Below are 17,107 nucleotides of genomic sequence, written 5' to 3'. Positions count from 1 at the left end.
GTCGTCGTTATTCGGCGGTTAACCGGTCAATTGTCCCGTTATCAATTTGGGTCAGTATTCGCTTAGCTTCAGTTATCCGAGCGTCACAAAGAAAGTTCATGGCGTTGTCTTTTTCGTCTTTAGCGCGATTCATTTGTTCGGTTAAAAAATTAATTTCGTCATGTAAATAGGCTACTAAGTCCATACTTTACCCTCTCTTTATCGTATCATGGTTGTGCTCGCAGGTTTGCAAACACCAATTACATTCATTGTACCAAAGTTTACTTCATAAGTAACTTGATTGCGTAGACCGACCATAGGACGCGTTGGTTTACAGAGAATGAGAAAAGGACTACGATGGATATCAGTTGATAATGTTTCTAAAGTGGAGAAGTGGGAGTGAGTGAATGGAGAAGTCAGTTGATTTACAGGGAAAGCCATATAATCACCTAGCATTCATTTGGACGTTGCTAGCCGGGACCTTTACCATGTCGATTAGCCAATCGTCCTTATCGACGGCCTATCCGACATTGATGCGGTACTTTAACGTACCAGCATCAACGATTCAGTGGCTAACGACGGGATTCATGCTGGTGATGGTGGTTATGATGCCGATCAGTCCGTGGATGCTCAATAACGTTCGTTTTCCGGTCATGTTTGTGAGTGTTTTGGCTTTATTCGATATTGGGACCTTTATTATCTATCTGGCGCCCAGCTTTGGCCTAATGATGCTTGGCCGGGTGATGGAAGCCATGGCTGTGGGAATCATGTTTCCCTCGTATCAAACGGTCATGTTGCGCATTACACCGGAAGACCAGCGTGGCGCGGTGATGGGGATGGCCGGACTCGTCATGGGATCGGCATTAGCCGTGGGTCCGATAATTTCAGGAATTGTGTTGCGTTACACCACCTGGCAAGGGCTCTTCGTGGTCTTCATGGTCGTTATCACCGTGGTCTTCGTGATCGCCCTCAAAACGATCAAAGACGTTATGCCACAGGCCACGTCGCATTTGGATTACTGGTCCGTGTTGAGTAGTATTGGGTTCATTGGCATTCTCTATGTTGTCAATCAAATTGGCAAGGTCAACGCTAACTGGGGACTCATGTTGGGGTTGTTGATCGCCAGTGTCTTGGCAGTGACGTTCTTCGTTTGGCGTCAATTTCACGTCGAGACACCACTTCTGGATTTGCGGGTGCTCAAGACGTTTAATTTTGACTTAGCTGTCCTATTAACGGGGGCCTCCTATATTGCCTTGATCGTGGTGACGATTATCTTTCCTCTGTATTATCAAGAGGTATTGGGGTTGTCACCATTTGCCTCGGGGATGGCGCTGGTACCAGGGGCTATCGTCCTGAGCTTACTGAACCCATTGACGGGGAAGTTGGCCGATCGGATCGGCTTTAAAGCCACGATGTTAACAGGAATGAGTATGATTGTCATCGGTTGGCTTTGGTTGAGCCTAGTCGGTGGTCGCCAGTCATTGCTGGCGATGGTGCTGACGGCGGCCTTAATTGAAGGCGGTAACGCCTTTGTCATGATGCCCGCGGTCACCTTGGGAGCGAACTCGTTACCAGATAACCTGATCTCCCATGGGACAGCCGTGATTACCACGGTACGGCAAATTTTAGGGTCGACTGGGGTTGCCGTTGCCACGTTGGTTCTAGCGATGGTTACCAGCAATCATGCCAAGGTGGGCAGTGCCACGGCGACTCTCGCCGGATATCGGGCTGTGTTCCTGACCTTCCTGGGGGTTGCTATTGTTGGTTGGATCTTCGCGGTCATGTTGCGTGATGGTCGAGCTTCGGCTAAATAATTTGAAATTTTCGAAAAACAATTGAGACAGTGCCCCCTCTGAGTGGATTTTTCACTTCAGAAGGGGCACTTTTTTGTGATACTGTCTCAAGAAAAAGTTGATTTGTTTAGTAAAGGTCGCCTTAAAATTGAAAGAGGTTAGCGTGTCCGGTATCAGATAAGTCACGAGCCTGTCTTGGCCACTGACACTCATTTTTGACTAGGTCAAGTCACCTAATCGACGCGTTCAAAGACTTCGCAGAGGCAGGGAATCTGGTCGCTAAATGGGACATCGGATTCGTTTTGGTACTCTTGGGTAAAAACTTCACGGTGAACACGACGCCAATAGGCTAGTGTCCGATCACCTTCACCCTCATGATAAGCGTGTTCGGCTGTGACCTGGTCGAAAGGCATTGTCTCGACCACTTTAGTTTGTGTGACACAGACTGGGTGATCATGGCCATCTAGAATAATGTTATATTCGCCCACGAAGGGTCGCGCTTCATCTGGTTCATAGAGACCTAGAGCGGATGTTGTGGCTGTTTTTTGGCCAATTGCCACAAGATGAGCGAGTTCAGTCGCTTCAGTATAGCCAAAAGGGTAGGCATCATAGTGGTCAGTTGTGACTTCTGGGTGGCGGGACTTGAAATCCTGCCAGAATTCATCAATTGTCATAAGGTGTTCCTCCTAAAAGAGATTAGTGAGTTTCGGCGAAGCCACGACGGCCGCCTGGTTTAGGGATCTGGTTTTGCATCATAACGCTGAAGCCGCCGTCGATGGCGAGGCTGGTGGCATTGACGTAACTTGACCGGTCACTAGCTAGGAATAGAATGGCATTGGCAATATCATCGGTTGTCCCAATCCGCTTGCTGGCGGTCAATTTCTTCCGACCGTCTTCGACTTCAGGGTCTGCGTAAAAGGCTGCGGACATCGGTGTCTTGACCAAACAAGGTTCAAGAACGTTACTCCGAATACCGAACATCCCCCATTCAGCTGCGACCTGTTTTGACAGCATGTTGACCCCGGCCTTGCTGGTGCTGTACGCACCACTGTAGGTTTCGGGAATGTCGCTGGCTACCGTTGAGATATGAACGAAGGTCCCATGCTTCTGGGCGATCATGTTTTTTCCAAATTCGTGGGTGATAAGGTAGTAGCCATTTAAATTGACATCCAAGACCTGTTTCCAGGTGGCATAGTCCAGATCCTCAAGGGGATCGAACTTCAAAATGCCGGCGGTGTTGATCACCACATCAACGCAATTAAAGGTTGATTGAACCTGGGCGACGGCTGACTTAACGCTGGACTCATTGGTGACATCACAGCTGACGGCCAAGGTTTGAACGTCATAGTCATGGGTCAATTGTTGAGCGAATGTCGTGGTAGGGCCATCTTCACGGTCCAACACGACGACTTTGGCCCCTTGCTCGGCAAGAGCGGCACAGATCTTGGTGCCCATGCCGCCGACCGCACCCGTAACGACACAAACTTTATCGCGTAATCCTAACCATTCTGTTGTCATTCATGATCCTCCTTAAATAAGTGTTTTCGTACGTGCTCAACGGGCATCTTTTGGCCGGTCCACAGCTTAAATGCTGCGGCTCCCTGATTCAGTAACATGCCTTGTCCATTTAAGATGTGAGCCACGTTGGCCTGTTTGGCGACTCGCATGAGTTTGGTTTCACTCGGCGCGTAGACGGTATCGAAGACCGTCATTTTGGTGTGAAACCAAGTGGGATCTGTCACGAGGGACTGGTCTGCGAGTTTGCCCATCCCCAGGCCAGTTGCATCGACGTACAGATTGCTCTGTGTGAGGGCATCTTGAAACCGATCCTGGTGTTCTAATAGGGTGAATGTCGCGTGACAGTCGGTTTGCTCATTGATTTCGGTGACGATCCGCTTGGCGTTCGCCACGGCACTGTCATTAATATTAAAGATATTAAGAGTCTTTAGACCGGCTAGTGCGGCTTGGATCGCGATGGGTGTGCCCGCACCACCAACTCCGGCGAGGGTCATGGTCTGGTTCTTGAGTGAGACGCCTTCATCTTTCAAGGCGTTGACGAAGCCGATACCATCGGTTGTATAGCCGGTGAGGTGACCGTCGTGATTGACGATGGTATTCACGGCGCCGATCATTTTGGCCGCGGGGTCAAGGTCATCGAGCAGGGGAATCACAGCCTGCTTGAAGGGCATTGAAACGCTGGCACCTAACATGTTGAAAGCGCGAATGGCATCGATGGCAGACTCGAGGTGTTCAGGGGCGACATCAAAGGCTAGAAAGCGGGCGTTAATGTGGTCCGCCTCAAAAGCAAGATTGTGCATGGTCGGAGATTGTGAGTGACCGGCCGGGTGAGCGATGAGGCCCACTAAGGCTGTATGTCCATCAATTTTCACGACAAAAGACTTCCTTTCGAAACAAGTTCCATCTTTATCGTAAGCCTCAGGCGACTGGATTGCCACCAAAGTTGCAAGAAGTCACTTCCCTCGACTGGTAAAGTAGGCTAAAATGACGATTAAGGAGAGTCTTGAAAGGAGAAAGCTTATGCAAACACCCGAATCATTGAACTTACCGTCATTTTATGCGAACCCGGACCGCAATGTGGCTGTATTGAATTATAATGAACACTTCGTTACCAGTATTTTCGACCTGGTGAATAGTCCCGAATTGGCTGGCTTCGTAAAGTTGTTCTTAGAGGAACAACGCGATCGGACGCCGGATGCTGCGGATCCCCAAACAACCTTCGATTTGGTTACGCCAGACGTGTATCTTGCGACGATCAAGGCCGTTCTGACTGACCGGGTGGACGCATTTGATCGCTTCAAGCCAGCCGAAATTCTGGCCAGCATTGAAGATCTCTACTCGTACTACCGGACATATCTACGCGTGGCAACGATGACTGTCACGCGTAATGACGTGGTCACCAGTGAATTTATGACAATTGACCAGCGGTTTAATGATCTGGTTATTCGATTATACCGGACGATTGAAGAAAAACTGCAAGGTCATCCTAACCATGTTTATCGTCAAGTGAGTGCTGGGTCGAGTGCCTGCGTGTTGTTACGACGATTAGCATGGACCATGCCTCATGGTTATGAGGTCCTGAAGGATATTCGGTTCATCAGTCGCTTGATGTTGCGGCCACCAATGATGTTACATACCAAGAGTAATAAGCGAAAAGGGACTTTTACCGCTACTAAGGTCAATCCGTTGGTGAACTTTACCGGAACCGAGGACGACTGGTTCTGTTACCCAGCAAAGATTGGAGAGAGTCTGGCCTATCTGTATTTTCACCGCGACTATTTGGCTTCCGGCCTGGCATTGGCGAACCTCTTTCAGTTAGCGGACAGTACCGAGGTTGCCGCCCATAAACCAGACCTGGTTCTGTTATTTGGAACGCCAGGTGTAGCGAGTGATACTGATCCTGAAAATGGACATTACTTTTATGATTCGACTAACGATATTTATGTTGGTCAAGTGCCTTATAACGATCAAACGACCTATTTTGGATACATGAAAAAGATGTGCTTAACGTTACACAACTTGCATATGATTGCGCAGAAGCGCCTGCCAATCCATGGATCTATGATGAAGATTACCTTCGCTAATGGGCAGACCAAGACGGTGGTCTTCTTCGGAGACTCCGGTGCTGGTAAGTCCGAGTCCATCGAGGCACTCCAAGAAGTGGCTGACGATCAGATCGTCAGCATGGAGACCATCTTCGATGACATGGGGAGTTTCACGTTAAATGGGCAGGATCTCTACGCGCAGGGAACTGAGACCGGGGCATTTGTCCGTTTGGATGACCTCAGCAGCGAGGTTGCCTTCAATAACATGGACCGAGGGATTTACATGAATCCCGAACAGAAGAATGCTCGGGTTATCATCCCAGCCAATACTTGGCCACGTGTCGTGGCACACCATCATATTGACATGTGGGTTTACGCCAATAACTACGACGATGCTGTGGGTATTCATCGTTTCGACGACCAGCAAACGGCTAAGGCAACCTTTGTGGCCGGCAAGCGTAAGGCGTTAGGGACGACCGATGAAGTGGGAATGAGCACGACATTCTTCGCCAATCCCTTTGGCCCTGTTCAAGAACAGGCCGCCACTCAACCAATCATTGATGCCGTCTTCGATCGTTTATTTGCCGATGGCGTTTACGTGGGTGAGATCTACACGCACCTGGGCAACGATAAGTCACAAGATAAATTGAACGAGTCGGCCCGAGAACTCTTGGCAGTTTTATTGGCTATTTAAACGTCAGGGAATCTCATTTTTCCCTAGCAGTCAAAACAATTTAATGACCTATTTTGATGATGAAGTGTCGTTTGAGTCTCATTTTTGGGGACTGAACGATACTTTTTTTAGGGCCGACGATCGCAGACCAGGCTATTTTAGTAAAAATAAAATAATCTAGGGTTTTAAAATAAGGTACAATGAAAGCGGATTATATCACGGTTAATGTAGAAGAGGAACCCGAAATGAAGCCGTTGTATAAGGAAAAATGTATGAGCTACACTGGTTTAGAAAGCACAAACGGGGTATCATTTTAGTGAACGCCAAGATTAACAGGGGAAGCGTCAATAGGTTGGACCAAAGCAGAGACCACGCTACGAGTGGTGTTACCGGTCCGAGGCATCCAATAAACCTATGGCGTTAGTCGTTAGAAAGTATAATTATTAAGGAGAGATACTCATGAGTTGGCAAACGAATTATCAAGATTGGCAAGAACAACCCACAATGATTCCTTATATCCATGACGAATTAATGGCCATGGCTGGGAATGACGAAGCTTTAGAGGTCGCTTTTAGCGGTCCCATGAGCTTTGGTACTGCCGGGATGCGTGGTGTCATGGGACCTGGTATCGGTCAAATGAACGTCTACACGGTTCGGCAGGCGACCGAAGGGGTTGCACGCTATCTCGATACGCTGGATGAAGCGACGAAACAACGCGGGGTTGCCATTAGCTTTGACTCCCGGTACCACTCCAGTGAGTTCGCTCATGAGGCCGCTCATGTCCTGGGAGCTCACCAGATTCCTAGCTTTGTCTTTGATGACATGCGGCCAACACCGGAACTGTCTTTTGCTGTGCGGCATTTACAGACGGCAATGGGAATCATGATTACGGCCAGTCATAATCCGAAGCAATACAACGGCTTCAAGATTTATGGACCAGATGGTGGCCAGATGCCACCGGTTGATTCGGATAAGATTACCGAATTTGTTCGCTCCGCCACTGACATCTTCACCATTCCTGTGGCCGATGAACGAGACCTAAGACAGCGGAAGTTGCTCCGGATTATTGGTGAGGATGTCGACCAATCTTATCTCGCCAATGTGGCCAGCGTCACGATCAATGACGACCTGATTCAAAAAGTTGGGAAGACGATGAAGCTGATTTATACGCCACTACATGGAACGGGAAAGGTCATTGGCGAACGCGCGTTACGGGCAGCTGGTTTTGAAAACTTTACGATGGTGCCAGAACAGGCCATTGCCGATCCTGAATTTCCAACGGTTCCATTCCCCAATCCAGAATTTGCGCAAGCTTTTGATATGGCAATTGCTTTGGGAAAGAAGGAGGGGGCTGACCTCTTAGTTGCCACCGATCCCGATGCCGATCGTCTAGGTGCTGCTGTTCGTCAACCGAGTGGAGAGTACCAACTTTTGACTGGAAATCAGATTGCCTCGATCTTGTTGGCCTACATTTTGAAAGCCCGCAAGGAAGCCGGTCAGTTGCCAACAGATGGTCGCGTTGTGAAGTCCATCGTGTCGACGGAACTGGCAACCAAGATTGCAACGGCCTATGGCATTGAAATGAAGAACGTTCTGACCGGGTTTAAGTTTATTGCCGAACAGATCCATCAGTACGAAACACAACACGACCATACCTTCCTCTTTGGTTTCGAAGAGAGTTACGGCTATTTGATCAAACCATTTGTCCGGGACAAGGATGCCATTCAGTCGACAGTCTTGTTGGCCGAAGTTGCAGCCGACTACAAGCAACGTGGCATGACGTTGTACGATGGCATTGAAGAGCTCTATGCAACTTATGGTTACTATGCTGAAAAGACGATTGCTCAGGAATTTCCTGGCGTCAACGGTGCCCAAGAAATGGCTCATCTCATGACCGAATTTAGAGAAAATGCCCCTCATGACTTTGCCAATGTCGCCATTACGGAGACCGAGGACTTTTCAACCGGTGTCAAGACGTCAGCCACGGGTGAGACGAGCGTTATTGAGTTGCCACAAGCTAATGTTCTGAAGTATTGGTTGACCGATGGGACTTGGATTTGTATCCGGCCTTCTGGGACTGAACCTAAGGTGAAATTCTATGTGGGAACCAACGCCAAGACTGATGAGGCTGCCCACCAGAAGTTGGCTACTTTTGAAGCGGCTGTGAAAAAATACGTGGCATCAATTTAGAACCAAATATTTTAAGAGTCTGGGATTAAATACCCAGAATTTTTGTATGCCAAACATTTCAGGCCGATTCGTGGGAAAATCAGACAATAAACGGCGTGCCCCAGGGTCTTCAGATGGGTGCGTTTGGCACCCGATCAGACTGACGTCTTTGCGGGGCTTTGAGTTTGGATTTAGACGGGCGAATGGTAATCTTAAGAAGACAGGGGTTAAAAAAGGGTTACATTTGGGTTGTTTCACAATTAGGACTGGTCAAGTTCGGTAAAATGATGGAAAATAAACACATCACAGTCAATTTGAGGAGGAGTTTACCCATGACAGTTTTAGTCTTAGGTGGCGCGGGCTATATCGGTTCCCATGCCGTTGATCGATTGATTCAACGTGGTTATGATGTGTCAGTAGTTGATAACCTAGTCACCGGTCATCGCGCGGCGGTCAATTCCAAGGCCCGATTCTATGAAGGGGACGTTCGTGACAAGAGTTTTCTAAATGACGTTTTCGATCGTGAAAAGATTGAAGGGGTCATTCACTTTGCGGCATTTTCAATCGTGCCAGAGTCGATGCAGGCCCCACTGAAGTATTTTGATAACAACACGTCCGGTATGGTGACACTGCTAGAAGTGATGAAGCAACATCATGTGAAACGAATTGTATTCTCCTCAACGGCGGCTACGTATGGTGAACCCCGACAGATTCCCATTCGAGAGACCGATCCTCAAATTCCGACGAACCCGTATGGTGAAAGTAAGCTCATGATGGAAAAAATCATGCACTGGGCGGACGACGCATACGGAATTAAGTTTATTGCGTTGCGATACTTTAACGTGGCTGGTGCCAAGGAAGATGGTAGTATCGGAGAAGACCATCATCCTGAAACCCACTTGATCCCGATTATCCTCCAGGTGGCTGCCGGAGAACGACAGGAACTGGCTATCTTTGGGGATGACTATCCGACAAAGGATGGGACGAATGTTAGAGACTACGTTCACGTGGTTGATTTGGTGGATGCCCATATTTTAGCGTTGACCTACCTCCAAGACCACAATGTCAGCGATGCCTTTAACCTTGGTTCGTCAACCGGTTTCTCTAATCTTGAAATATTGGAAGCCGCGCGTCGCGTGACTGGCAAGGCGATTCCCGCCAACATGGCGCCGCGACGGGCCGGTGATCCCAGCACCTTAATTGCGGCTAGTGACAAGGCTCGTGAGGTGCTGAACTGGCAGCCACAATTTGACAATGTGGATGATATTATTCGAACCGCGTGGAACTGGAAGCAAAAGCATCCGGCCGGGTATGCCGATTTCCAAGAGGTATAAGCGCGACAGCGGGGAACCTTATTAATTAAGAATAGTTTCAGGATTCATTGGCTAGTACTGCTAATGGATCCTTTTTTAGTGTACATATACGAGATAATCGAAATGGCTTCGCACCAATAGGAAAGTGAACAAGCTTGGAGAATCGTTTCTCATTCGATAGGGAGGTCGTGAGAAAGACAATTGTGAAATCAGATTAATGGGTGTTGATGACGACGGCTAACCTGATCTTCACCGAGAATGTTGGTTTTCGGGACAGATTAAGTTATTTCCAACCGTTACTAAGGAACGGTGCGGACATGGATCAGCGCTGATCGGCAAGTGAATCCAATCAATTGGACGAAAAAAAAGTTGTGCCAGCTTAAGTTGCTAGCACAACGTTTTTAATGATGACAAACTTAAGTTACCAGATCTTAACGCGGTCTGCTGGTGCCAAGTACATGGCATCTCCAGGTTGCACGTTAAAGGTCGTGAAGAAGTCATCGAGGTTCTTGACTTGGACGTTGGCCCGAAGCTTAGCCGGGGCGTGCACGTCAATCGATAGCAAGAGTTGCATGTATTCGGTCGTGGCCTTCATCCGCCAAACGTTAGCCCAGTTGATGAAGAAGGCACGCAGGTCGACATCGTCAGCAGATTTAGCGGCCTCTAGCGCACAGCTTAGGCCCCCACCATCGGCGATATTTTCAGAAACGGTTAGCTTTCCATTGACCTTTTGACCAGCAAATTCAATGCCATCAAATTCTTTGATCATGGCTTGTGCCAGGTCTTGGAAGTGAGACAGGTCGGCATCCGTCCACCAGTTATTGAGATTCCCAAATTCATCGAATTGAGCCCCATTATTGTCAAAGGCATGTGAGATTTCGTGGGCAATGACGGCCCCAATCCCACCATAATTGGCGCTGCTGGACTGGTCCAAACTGTAGAATGGCTTCTGCAGGATAGCCGCTGGGAAGACAATTTCGTTGTTAGTTGGGGAGTAGTAGGCGTTGACGGTGTTGGCACTCATTTCCCAACGGTCACGATCAACCGGGTGACCCCAGTGACCGAATTCGTCAGCCAGAGCCAATTCACCGAAGTGTTGAATGTTATCGAATAATGATTCGGTGGTGTCAACGTGGAATTGCGAGTAGAGTGGGTCAATCTGGTCGGGGTAACCAACCTTGATGGTTAACTTTTGTAATTTAACGATCGCTTTCTCACGGGTCGCGGCACTTAACCAGTCGTTGGTCTTAAGCCGCTGTTGGTAAACATGCGTCATTTTTAGGACCATGTTACGCACGTCGGCCTTGGCAGTTTCACCGAAGTATTTCCGACCGTAATAATCCCCAACAACTTGGGAGAAGCTTCCAGTTGCCAAGTAAAAGGCGGCTTTTTCCGGTGAACGGGCCTCCTTTTTACCAGAGAGGGCGCGACTGTACGTGCCCCCGACCTGCCGATATTCTTCGGTCAAAACGCCGGTGGCATCGAAGATGGCGCCGACTAGCATCCAACTCTTCAGATTTTCAAAGTTGGCAGGAGTCAAGATGTCATTAGCAGCGTCGAAGAAGGCAGGCTGTGGCAGAATAACTTCAGTCGGCGTGTCATGTAAGACCTGAGTGAAGGCAGCCGTCAAGTCTAATTGGCTGACCTGGGCATCCACGTCGCTGAGTGTGCGAGGATTGTACATCTTCACGTAGTCGGCCGCTTCTTCGGAAGACTTTACGTGAGGTGCAATTTGAGCATCAAAAGCCTTGGCTTGTTCGACGATGGTTGCAGCCCTGTCAGCCGAATAACCATTCAGCTCAAGTAGTTTCACAGCCGTCTGCGTGAAGATTGGTAGGAGTTGTTTAGCTGCGGCGTTGCCCGGTTCATAATAAGTTTTGTCAGGTAGGAAGAGATCAGGGGCGTCCACGAATAGGGCATAACGGCTGGTATCTTTCATATCGGGCTCTACCGTCATCGTGATCGGCGTTGGGAGTCCCTTTTGATACCACTCGGCCAAGTGGTCACTGAGATCGGCCCAGTTTTGAAGGGCTTCAATTTTGGCCAACCAGGGTTTCAAAGGTGCCGTTCCCGTAGCTTCTCTTTTTTGGGTATCACTTGTCATAGCGTAGAGCTTTTTGAACTCGGTCATTTCTGGATTGGCAGGCTTTAGCTTACCAGCTAAGAGATCAGCAAAGTCGCTCATTAAAGTCTTTTCGATGCCGTCAACCAGATCCATGAAGCCACCGGTCGAGGCGTGGTCACCAGGAATAGTGGCTGTTTCAGCCCATTTACCATTGACCGCTTCGTAAAGGTCTTGTTTTAAGAGCGCTGAATTGATGTCACCGGCGGTTGTACCGTTGGTAGAAGGTTGTGCTGAGAAATGATTAAATCGCATACAAAAATCCTCCTTAAAATTAGTCGTTAGACACAGGTTAACCCATTTGCCTTTAAAAGGAAACTTTTTTATCATCATAATTTAATAAAACCAATCAAAGGCCATAATAACAGGGTCAAGACGAAGCGTCTTGACCCTGTTATTTGGGCTACTCGCCACCTAAAGCTTTGCGCTTTGCACGGAGTACCGGACGCCGGAACTTTGGCCGGGTTCGATCCCAAATCGCGATATTCTGTTGATACTGCGTGAAGAAATCGTTGATGTTCGCGGGCTTCATGTTTGCTGGAATTTCTTCCCAAGTCCGCGCACTTTGTAGGAAGGCTTGACGGATGTCGTGTTCAACCGTAACGCCTTTAGTGGTCAGGCGAAGGTACTTGACCCGACGATCATCCATCTTGGCCTCTTGTTCAACGAATCCGTCGAGCAAAAGAGCCCGTAACTTTCGAGCTGCTGCCGAACGCGTGGTGTGAGTGGCGTCCGCCAATTCACTTAAAGTGATGTTTCGTTGTTCATGGATTTGTTTCAACAACAGATACTGTTCGAAACTAACCGAGTATTGGCCGGTGATTTGTTCAGCCGCGTTAATCATCACTCGGAAAATCTCGCGATACTGCCGCAGGAATGCTTCGAATACCCTTTCTTCGTTTTGCATGATACTCCCCCCTTGAAAACACTGGTGCTGGCATAACAATCCTTGCGTGACAAAATAGCCACGCAACTTCACTACATCAGCATACCGTTATTATGCCGCCTCAATGAGTGGGATAAAAATGATTGCGCTTAGACACGAATAGTTTGGCCTATTCAGTTTGTAATCTCAATTTGCACTTCGACCCCGGGTGAGAGGGTGAAGGCGAGTGTTGGCGGGAATGTGTGGATCCAGCTTCTTAGGCGAAATCTTGTTATTGTAAACAAAAAGTCCGCGAAGCCTGTTGACTTCGTGGACTCGATTTAGCCCTTTATTTTGTCATGTAGATGTAGAGAGTATCGGTTGAGAAACCGGTGTTGAACTTGATGCCCTTAGAAGTGATGGTCTTGGTCGTTGTGGAGGAACTATTCTTCTTAGCGTCCTTCAGAACCTTCTTGAACTTTTTCATCACCGTCTTAGGTTCAGTGTCCAGGGTCGTTCCCAACAAAGCAAAGGTTGTTCCGAACTTCTTTTGGCCGGTCTTTTCCTTCATTTGCTTAATAGGTGTTATCAGAGCTAAGCCCATCAACTTACCATCCTGAACATTGGCCCGAACCGTGGTGTACTTGGTATCAACCAGGTTTTTAAGACCATCTTTGGTCGTAGTTGGCAAGAGGTCATCCTTGGCCTGACGTTTGGCCGTGACCATCTTGGCCTGCATCTTTTTTGCTGCAGCTTGTTGTTGCTGAACAGCAACAGCTGCTGCGGCAGGGTCAGTTTGGGCCAAATCAGTCAACTTTTTCTTGGTGGCGGCTTGATTCTTCTGTGCCTGCTGAAGCTGTTTCTGGGTCTTAGTTGACAGGTAGCTGGCAATCATCATCTGATTGTATTTAGCTGCAAACTTTTTGTAATTGCCCAGAGATTTAACTGGATAGACGGTAACAGATTTCTTAGTGTTTCCTGCACTGATCTTAACTGACTGTTTAGTCGTTGCAGCAGGAACTTGGAAGAAGTAGGTCCCGCCCTTAACTGCAACAGACTTCTTAGTTTGGTTATCGATTTGATAGTTGACGCGCTTAGTCTTGGCCGTCCCCTTGATAACAGCGGTCAAAGCGGTTGGACGGTAGCTACTCTTTTTGGTGGTTAGTTGGTCGTTTGAACAGCCGGCGAGAGTTAGTGCGAGTAACCCCAGGGTGCCCAACAATAGCTTTTTCATTATGTTATCCATCCCTCTAATTAATTTACTTGATACATCTTACCACATTCCGAACAAAAAGCGAGAATGAGAATTGGCTAACATTTTGCTATGCTCTCTAAGAGTCTCGTGATAAATGGGTCAAAAGCCTTCCATACCGGGCTTTTTCCTGATATGATGAAGTTGTTGAAAGCGATACCACATATATGGTTTACTATGGAAAGGACGGGTTATGATGTATGAACGCATTTTAGTACCAATGGATGGGAGTAAGAATGCCCATGCTGCTTTGAACGAGGCTATTAAGTTAGCGCAAAAGCTGGGTGCCAAATTGTTCATCGTGGCCGTCGCCAGTGATCAGACATATGCCCACTATGGCGCGGAATTTGGCAATGAAATTGTGACACACTTTAAAAAGGCAGCCGCCAAATTCTTAGATGGTGCCGTTCAAGAAGTTAAGGATGCGGGAATTCCCGTGGAAACGCACTTCACGACGGGGCTTGCTAAACCATCTATCGCGCAGACTTTTCCGGAGAAACTCCACACCGACTTGACTGTGATTGGTCGTTCGGGAGTTCACGGATTGGGACGGGCTATCATGGGTTCAACCACGAGTTACGTGGTGCACCACTCAGAGACCAGCGTTTTAGTCGTTGATTAAATTGACTACGATTGGGAAGGTTCGGCAGATATTGCTGGACCTTCCTTTCAATTTAGGCATAAAAAAAGAGACCGGAAAAATCCGGTCTCTTTTCAGTCGAAACGTTTGGTTACTTCTTATCCTTTAACCAACGTTGTAAGTTTGAAATGTCGTCGCGGCGCTTCCGGTCCTTTTTACGGTTAACCTTCCGCCGGCCTTGTACGCCATTTGGATGTGCTTTTCTCATTGTATGAACCCTCGCTTAATTAAAATAACAATCGACTGTTATTGTACTGTTTTTTCTCAGGGAATGCAAGGCTTACAGCATAATCCCCAATGATTAACACCCTGGTAAGGTTGGTAGAATAGGGATTGCTGTGATTTTATTAAAGTTTATATTGACGCCGAGGCTGACCCTGAAAGAGTGTTATATTGAGAATGATAACACGGCAAGTTGAGAAGGGACAGGGAAGATGCAGAAAAATTTACATAAGCGTCGGACAACGATGCTTGTTGCCTGGTTGGTGGTCATCGCCATCGGAGGTCTACTCGTCTGGGTAACCCAGCACAATGCGCGTTGGTATCACGAACCGATCATCAGGGTCACACAGGTCCGGACACAACAGAGAACAACAGTGGAAGATGATTTTCATAACCAGGACATCCAGACCAAACAGCTTTTGGCTGGCAAGATTCTAAACGGCCGGTATGCCGGGAAGACAATTACCCTGAATAATGTGTACTCCCGGTCCAAGGCGATGGATCAACGGTACCGAGTGGGAAGTCAGCTCTTCGTGACGTTGCATCACCACCACGGCAACTTGAGTGGAACTGTGAAAGACTTGAAACGGGATGGACCGCTGGTCTTGATGCTCTGGGTCGTCGTGGGATTACTCCTGCTCATCATGCAGTTTAGTGGGTTCATGGCCTTTCTCAGCGTAGCCCTCAATGGGGTCTTGTTTCTAATGGCAATTCTGTTAAATGGCTCGACGCAAGGGGCACGGGTTCTCTGGATTTTTGGGAGCTTAGCTATCGTATTTGCCGCGTTAACGTTGTGGTTGGTGTTAGGGGGGACGCGTCAGATGGTGATCACCTTAGCCACGACGCTCAGTGGAACGATACTGGCTTTGCTGATTGCGCTACTAGTCTTCCATTTTACTCATGAGAAGGGGATGCATTACGAGGCCATGGAATATGTCACGCAGCTTCCTCGCCCCTTGTTCTTGGCGGAAACGTTATTGGGATCGCTCGGGGCAGTCATGGATGAGTCGACTGATATTATCTCCTCATTGTTTGCGCTGAAACGGGAGCGGCCAGAACTGGACGCTCGTCAAATTTTCAAATCCGGTCGTCAGATTGGCAGTACCATTATGGGTCCCTTGATCAATGTTCTCTTCTTCATCTTCGTGGCTGATACCTTTCCGATGGGGATTTTGTACCTAAGAAATGGCAATAGTTGGGGATACACTTTTGCGATGAACATGTCGATGGGGGTCGTGCAGAGTCTCATCAGTGGGATTGGGATCGTCTTAGCCGTTCCACTGGCTAGTTTCTTAGCAAGTCGATTGATGATAAAGAAGGTGACACAATGAGTACTATTAGTGTGCTAGGGCTTGTGCTCTTACTACTAATGGCTTTAGTTGGTGGCAAGGCGGGGATTCAATCCTTTCTGGCCTTAATTCTGAACTTTGGCCTCTTGTTTTTGGCGATGGTTTTAGTAGCCTTCCAATTTCCAGCGTTGACGGTGACGCTAGTGGTTGGTTTGCTGGTATTGGCCCTGACAATCTTCATGAGTAGTGGGGATGATTTGTCGAGTACTGTGGCCTTTATTGCCTCGGCCATTGTACTCGTCGGGTTGATCCTAGTGATTGTGCCGGTTGAACACTGGGCCATGGCACAGGGGTTCGGCCCCGAAGATAGCGAGGACCTTGAGGGACTTTCCGTCCTGGTCGGGGTTAGTTTTACGCAGGTGACGATCGCGACGGCAATTCTAAGCACTCTAGGAGCCATTGCAGAGGCAGCTATGGCAATTGCGGCAGGATTAGGTGAGATTCTAGAGCAACATCCTCAGGTGGCTATTAAGAGCCTCCTACGGGATGGCATTGATGTGGGTAAGCAAATTATCGGGACAACCTTCAATACCCTTTTTTTTGGTTTCTTCGGAGGCTTTTTAGCCCTGTTCATCTGGTTTACCGGTGTCCACTATTCATTTGGTGAGATCTTAAATGATAAGGTCTTTGTGGCAGAGATCCTGATGATTCTCTTTGCCATGGTCAGTGTCATTCTGACGGTGCCGATTACGACCTGGGTTATGACTAGAGCGGTGACCGGCCAACGGCGCCACCAGGTAGCTATGGCGGTTAAACAGAATAATGAGAAAAAGCACGTTGACTAGACAACGTGCTTTTTAGCTTATTTAAGGAGATGGTGTCCTAGATAACAAGGGGCGCCGTCTCCTTTTAATGATGTTTTCTGATGAACCATTAGGGGCTGGCAGGTGAAGAAGGGTGGACATTACACGCTTATTCTTGATTGGCAGATAAAAAGTCATGACTAATCTTAGCTAAGATATCAGTGAGAAGGCAGCGCCAAGTAGGTGATGGGATTCGAATGAATTGAAAATTAATCAGACAAAAAAGCGAGCAAATTCGATGTCGAATTTGCTCGCTTGAACACGGCTTAGCAACTGGCGTTTGCTATAGTCCCCTTAAGGTTGACAGATGAAAAAGTATAATTCATCTGTTAACTTTGAGGGGACTTTATTATGCCTAGAACTA

The 17,107-nt window shown here is 48.0% G+C and carries 14 protein-coding genes; 7 read left to right on the top strand and 7 right to left on the bottom strand.

The window, feature by feature from the left end:
- Positions 1-7: 7 nt before the first annotated feature.
- A complete protein-coding gene (locus EKM71_RS11095) occupies positions 8-184 on the bottom strand; it encodes a hypothetical protein (RefSeq protein ID WP_164478999.1) in 177 nt (58 codons plus the stop codon).
- Positions 185-386: 202 nt separating this feature from the next.
- Between EKM71_RS11095 and EKM71_RS09360 the strand changes: the two genes are divergently transcribed.
- Positions 387-1,793, top strand: a complete 1,407-nt coding sequence (locus EKM71_RS09360) for an MFS transporter (RefSeq protein WP_125574352.1) — start codon at positions 387-389, stop codon at positions 1,791-1,793.
- Between the two features lie 212 nt (positions 1,794-2,005).
- Here EKM71_RS09360 and EKM71_RS09355 read toward each other — a convergent pair whose 3' ends face one another.
- From EKM71_RS09355 to aroE, 3 genes are read right to left on the bottom strand one after another with little or no spacing between them, the layout of a single operon-like run.
- Positions 2,006-2,446, bottom strand: a complete 441-nt coding sequence (locus tag EKM71_RS09355; RefSeq protein ID WP_125574351.1) for an ASCH domain-containing protein — start codon at positions 2,444-2,446, stop codon at positions 2,006-2,008.
- Positions 2,447-2,468: 22 nt separating this feature from the next.
- Positions 2,469-3,290 (bottom strand): SDR family NAD(P)-dependent oxidoreductase, encoded by an 822-nt coding sequence (locus tag EKM71_RS09350; protein WP_125574350.1) that lies wholly within the window; start codon positions 3,288-3,290, stop codon positions 2,469-2,471.
- Positions 3,287-4,162, bottom strand: a complete 876-nt coding sequence (gene aroE / locus EKM71_RS09345; RefSeq protein ID WP_125574349.1) for a shikimate dehydrogenase — start codon at positions 4,160-4,162, stop codon at positions 3,287-3,289. Before aroE ends, EKM71_RS09350 begins: the two co-directional genes overlap by 4 nt.
- A gap of 148 nt (positions 4,163-4,310) precedes the next feature.
- On the opposite strand from aroE, the gene EKM71_RS09340 reads away from it, so the two are divergent.
- From EKM71_RS09340 to galE, 3 genes are all read left to right on the top strand, one after another.
- Positions 4,311-6,029, top strand: a complete 1,719-nt coding sequence (locus EKM71_RS09340) for a phosphoenolpyruvate carboxykinase (ATP) (protein WP_125574348.1) — start codon at positions 4,311-4,313, stop codon at positions 6,027-6,029.
- Positions 6,030-6,467: 438 nt separating this feature from the next.
- Positions 6,468-8,198, top strand: coding sequence for a phospho-sugar mutase (locus EKM71_RS09335; protein ID WP_125574347.1), 1,731 nt, complete (start codon positions 6,468-6,470; stop codon positions 8,196-8,198).
- 311 nt (positions 8,199-8,509) lie between these two features.
- Positions 8,510-9,511: a UDP-glucose 4-epimerase GalE gene (gene galE / locus EKM71_RS09330; protein WP_125574346.1), complete on the top strand. Its 1,002-nt coding sequence runs from the start codon at positions 8,510-8,512 to the stop codon at positions 9,509-9,511.
- 400 nt (positions 9,512-9,911) lie between these two features.
- Here the strand turns inward: galE and EKM71_RS09325 are convergent, their stop codons facing one another.
- The 3 genes from EKM71_RS09325 to EKM71_RS09315 all read right to left on the bottom strand — a co-directional run bounded on the left by EKM71_RS09325 (position 9,912) and on the right by EKM71_RS09315 (position 13,711).
- Positions 9,912-11,867 (bottom strand): M13 family metallopeptidase, encoded by a 1,956-nt coding sequence (locus tag EKM71_RS09325; RefSeq protein ID WP_125574345.1) that lies wholly within the window; start codon positions 11,865-11,867, stop codon positions 9,912-9,914.
- A gap of 148 nt (positions 11,868-12,015) precedes the next feature.
- Positions 12,016-12,519, bottom strand: coding sequence for a MarR family transcriptional regulator (locus EKM71_RS09320; RefSeq protein WP_125574344.1), 504 nt, complete (start codon positions 12,517-12,519; stop codon positions 12,016-12,018).
- A gap of 307 nt (positions 12,520-12,826) precedes the next feature.
- Positions 12,827-13,711: a hypothetical protein gene (locus EKM71_RS09315; protein ID WP_125574343.1), complete on the bottom strand. Its 885-nt coding sequence runs from the start codon at positions 13,709-13,711 to the stop codon at positions 12,827-12,829.
- Between the two features lie 214 nt (positions 13,712-13,925).
- Between EKM71_RS09315 and EKM71_RS09310 the strand changes: the two genes are divergently transcribed.
- The 3 genes from EKM71_RS09310 (at position 13,926) to EKM71_RS09300 (ending at position 16,725) form a co-directional block, all read left to right on the top strand.
- Positions 13,926-14,351: a universal stress protein gene (locus tag EKM71_RS09310; protein ID WP_125574342.1), complete on the top strand. Its 426-nt coding sequence runs from the start codon at positions 13,926-13,928 to the stop codon at positions 14,349-14,351.
- Positions 14,352-14,803: 452 nt separating this feature from the next.
- Positions 14,804-15,922: a YibE/F family protein gene (locus EKM71_RS09305; RefSeq protein ID WP_164504775.1), complete on the top strand. Its 1,119-nt coding sequence runs from the start codon at positions 14,804-14,806 to the stop codon at positions 15,920-15,922.
- Positions 15,919-16,725: a YibE/F family protein gene (locus tag EKM71_RS09300; protein WP_125574341.1), complete on the top strand. Its 807-nt coding sequence runs from the start codon at positions 15,919-15,921 to the stop codon at positions 16,723-16,725. Before EKM71_RS09305 ends, EKM71_RS09300 begins: the two co-directional genes overlap by 4 nt.
- Positions 16,726-17,107: the final 382 nt, after the last annotated feature.

The sequence above is a fragment of the Levilactobacillus huananensis genome, assembly GCF_003946145.1.
Lineage (GTDB): Bacteria > Bacillota > Bacilli > Lactobacillales > Lactobacillaceae > Levilactobacillus > Levilactobacillus huananensis.
This window is presented reverse-complemented; position numbering and strand designations above follow the sequence as displayed.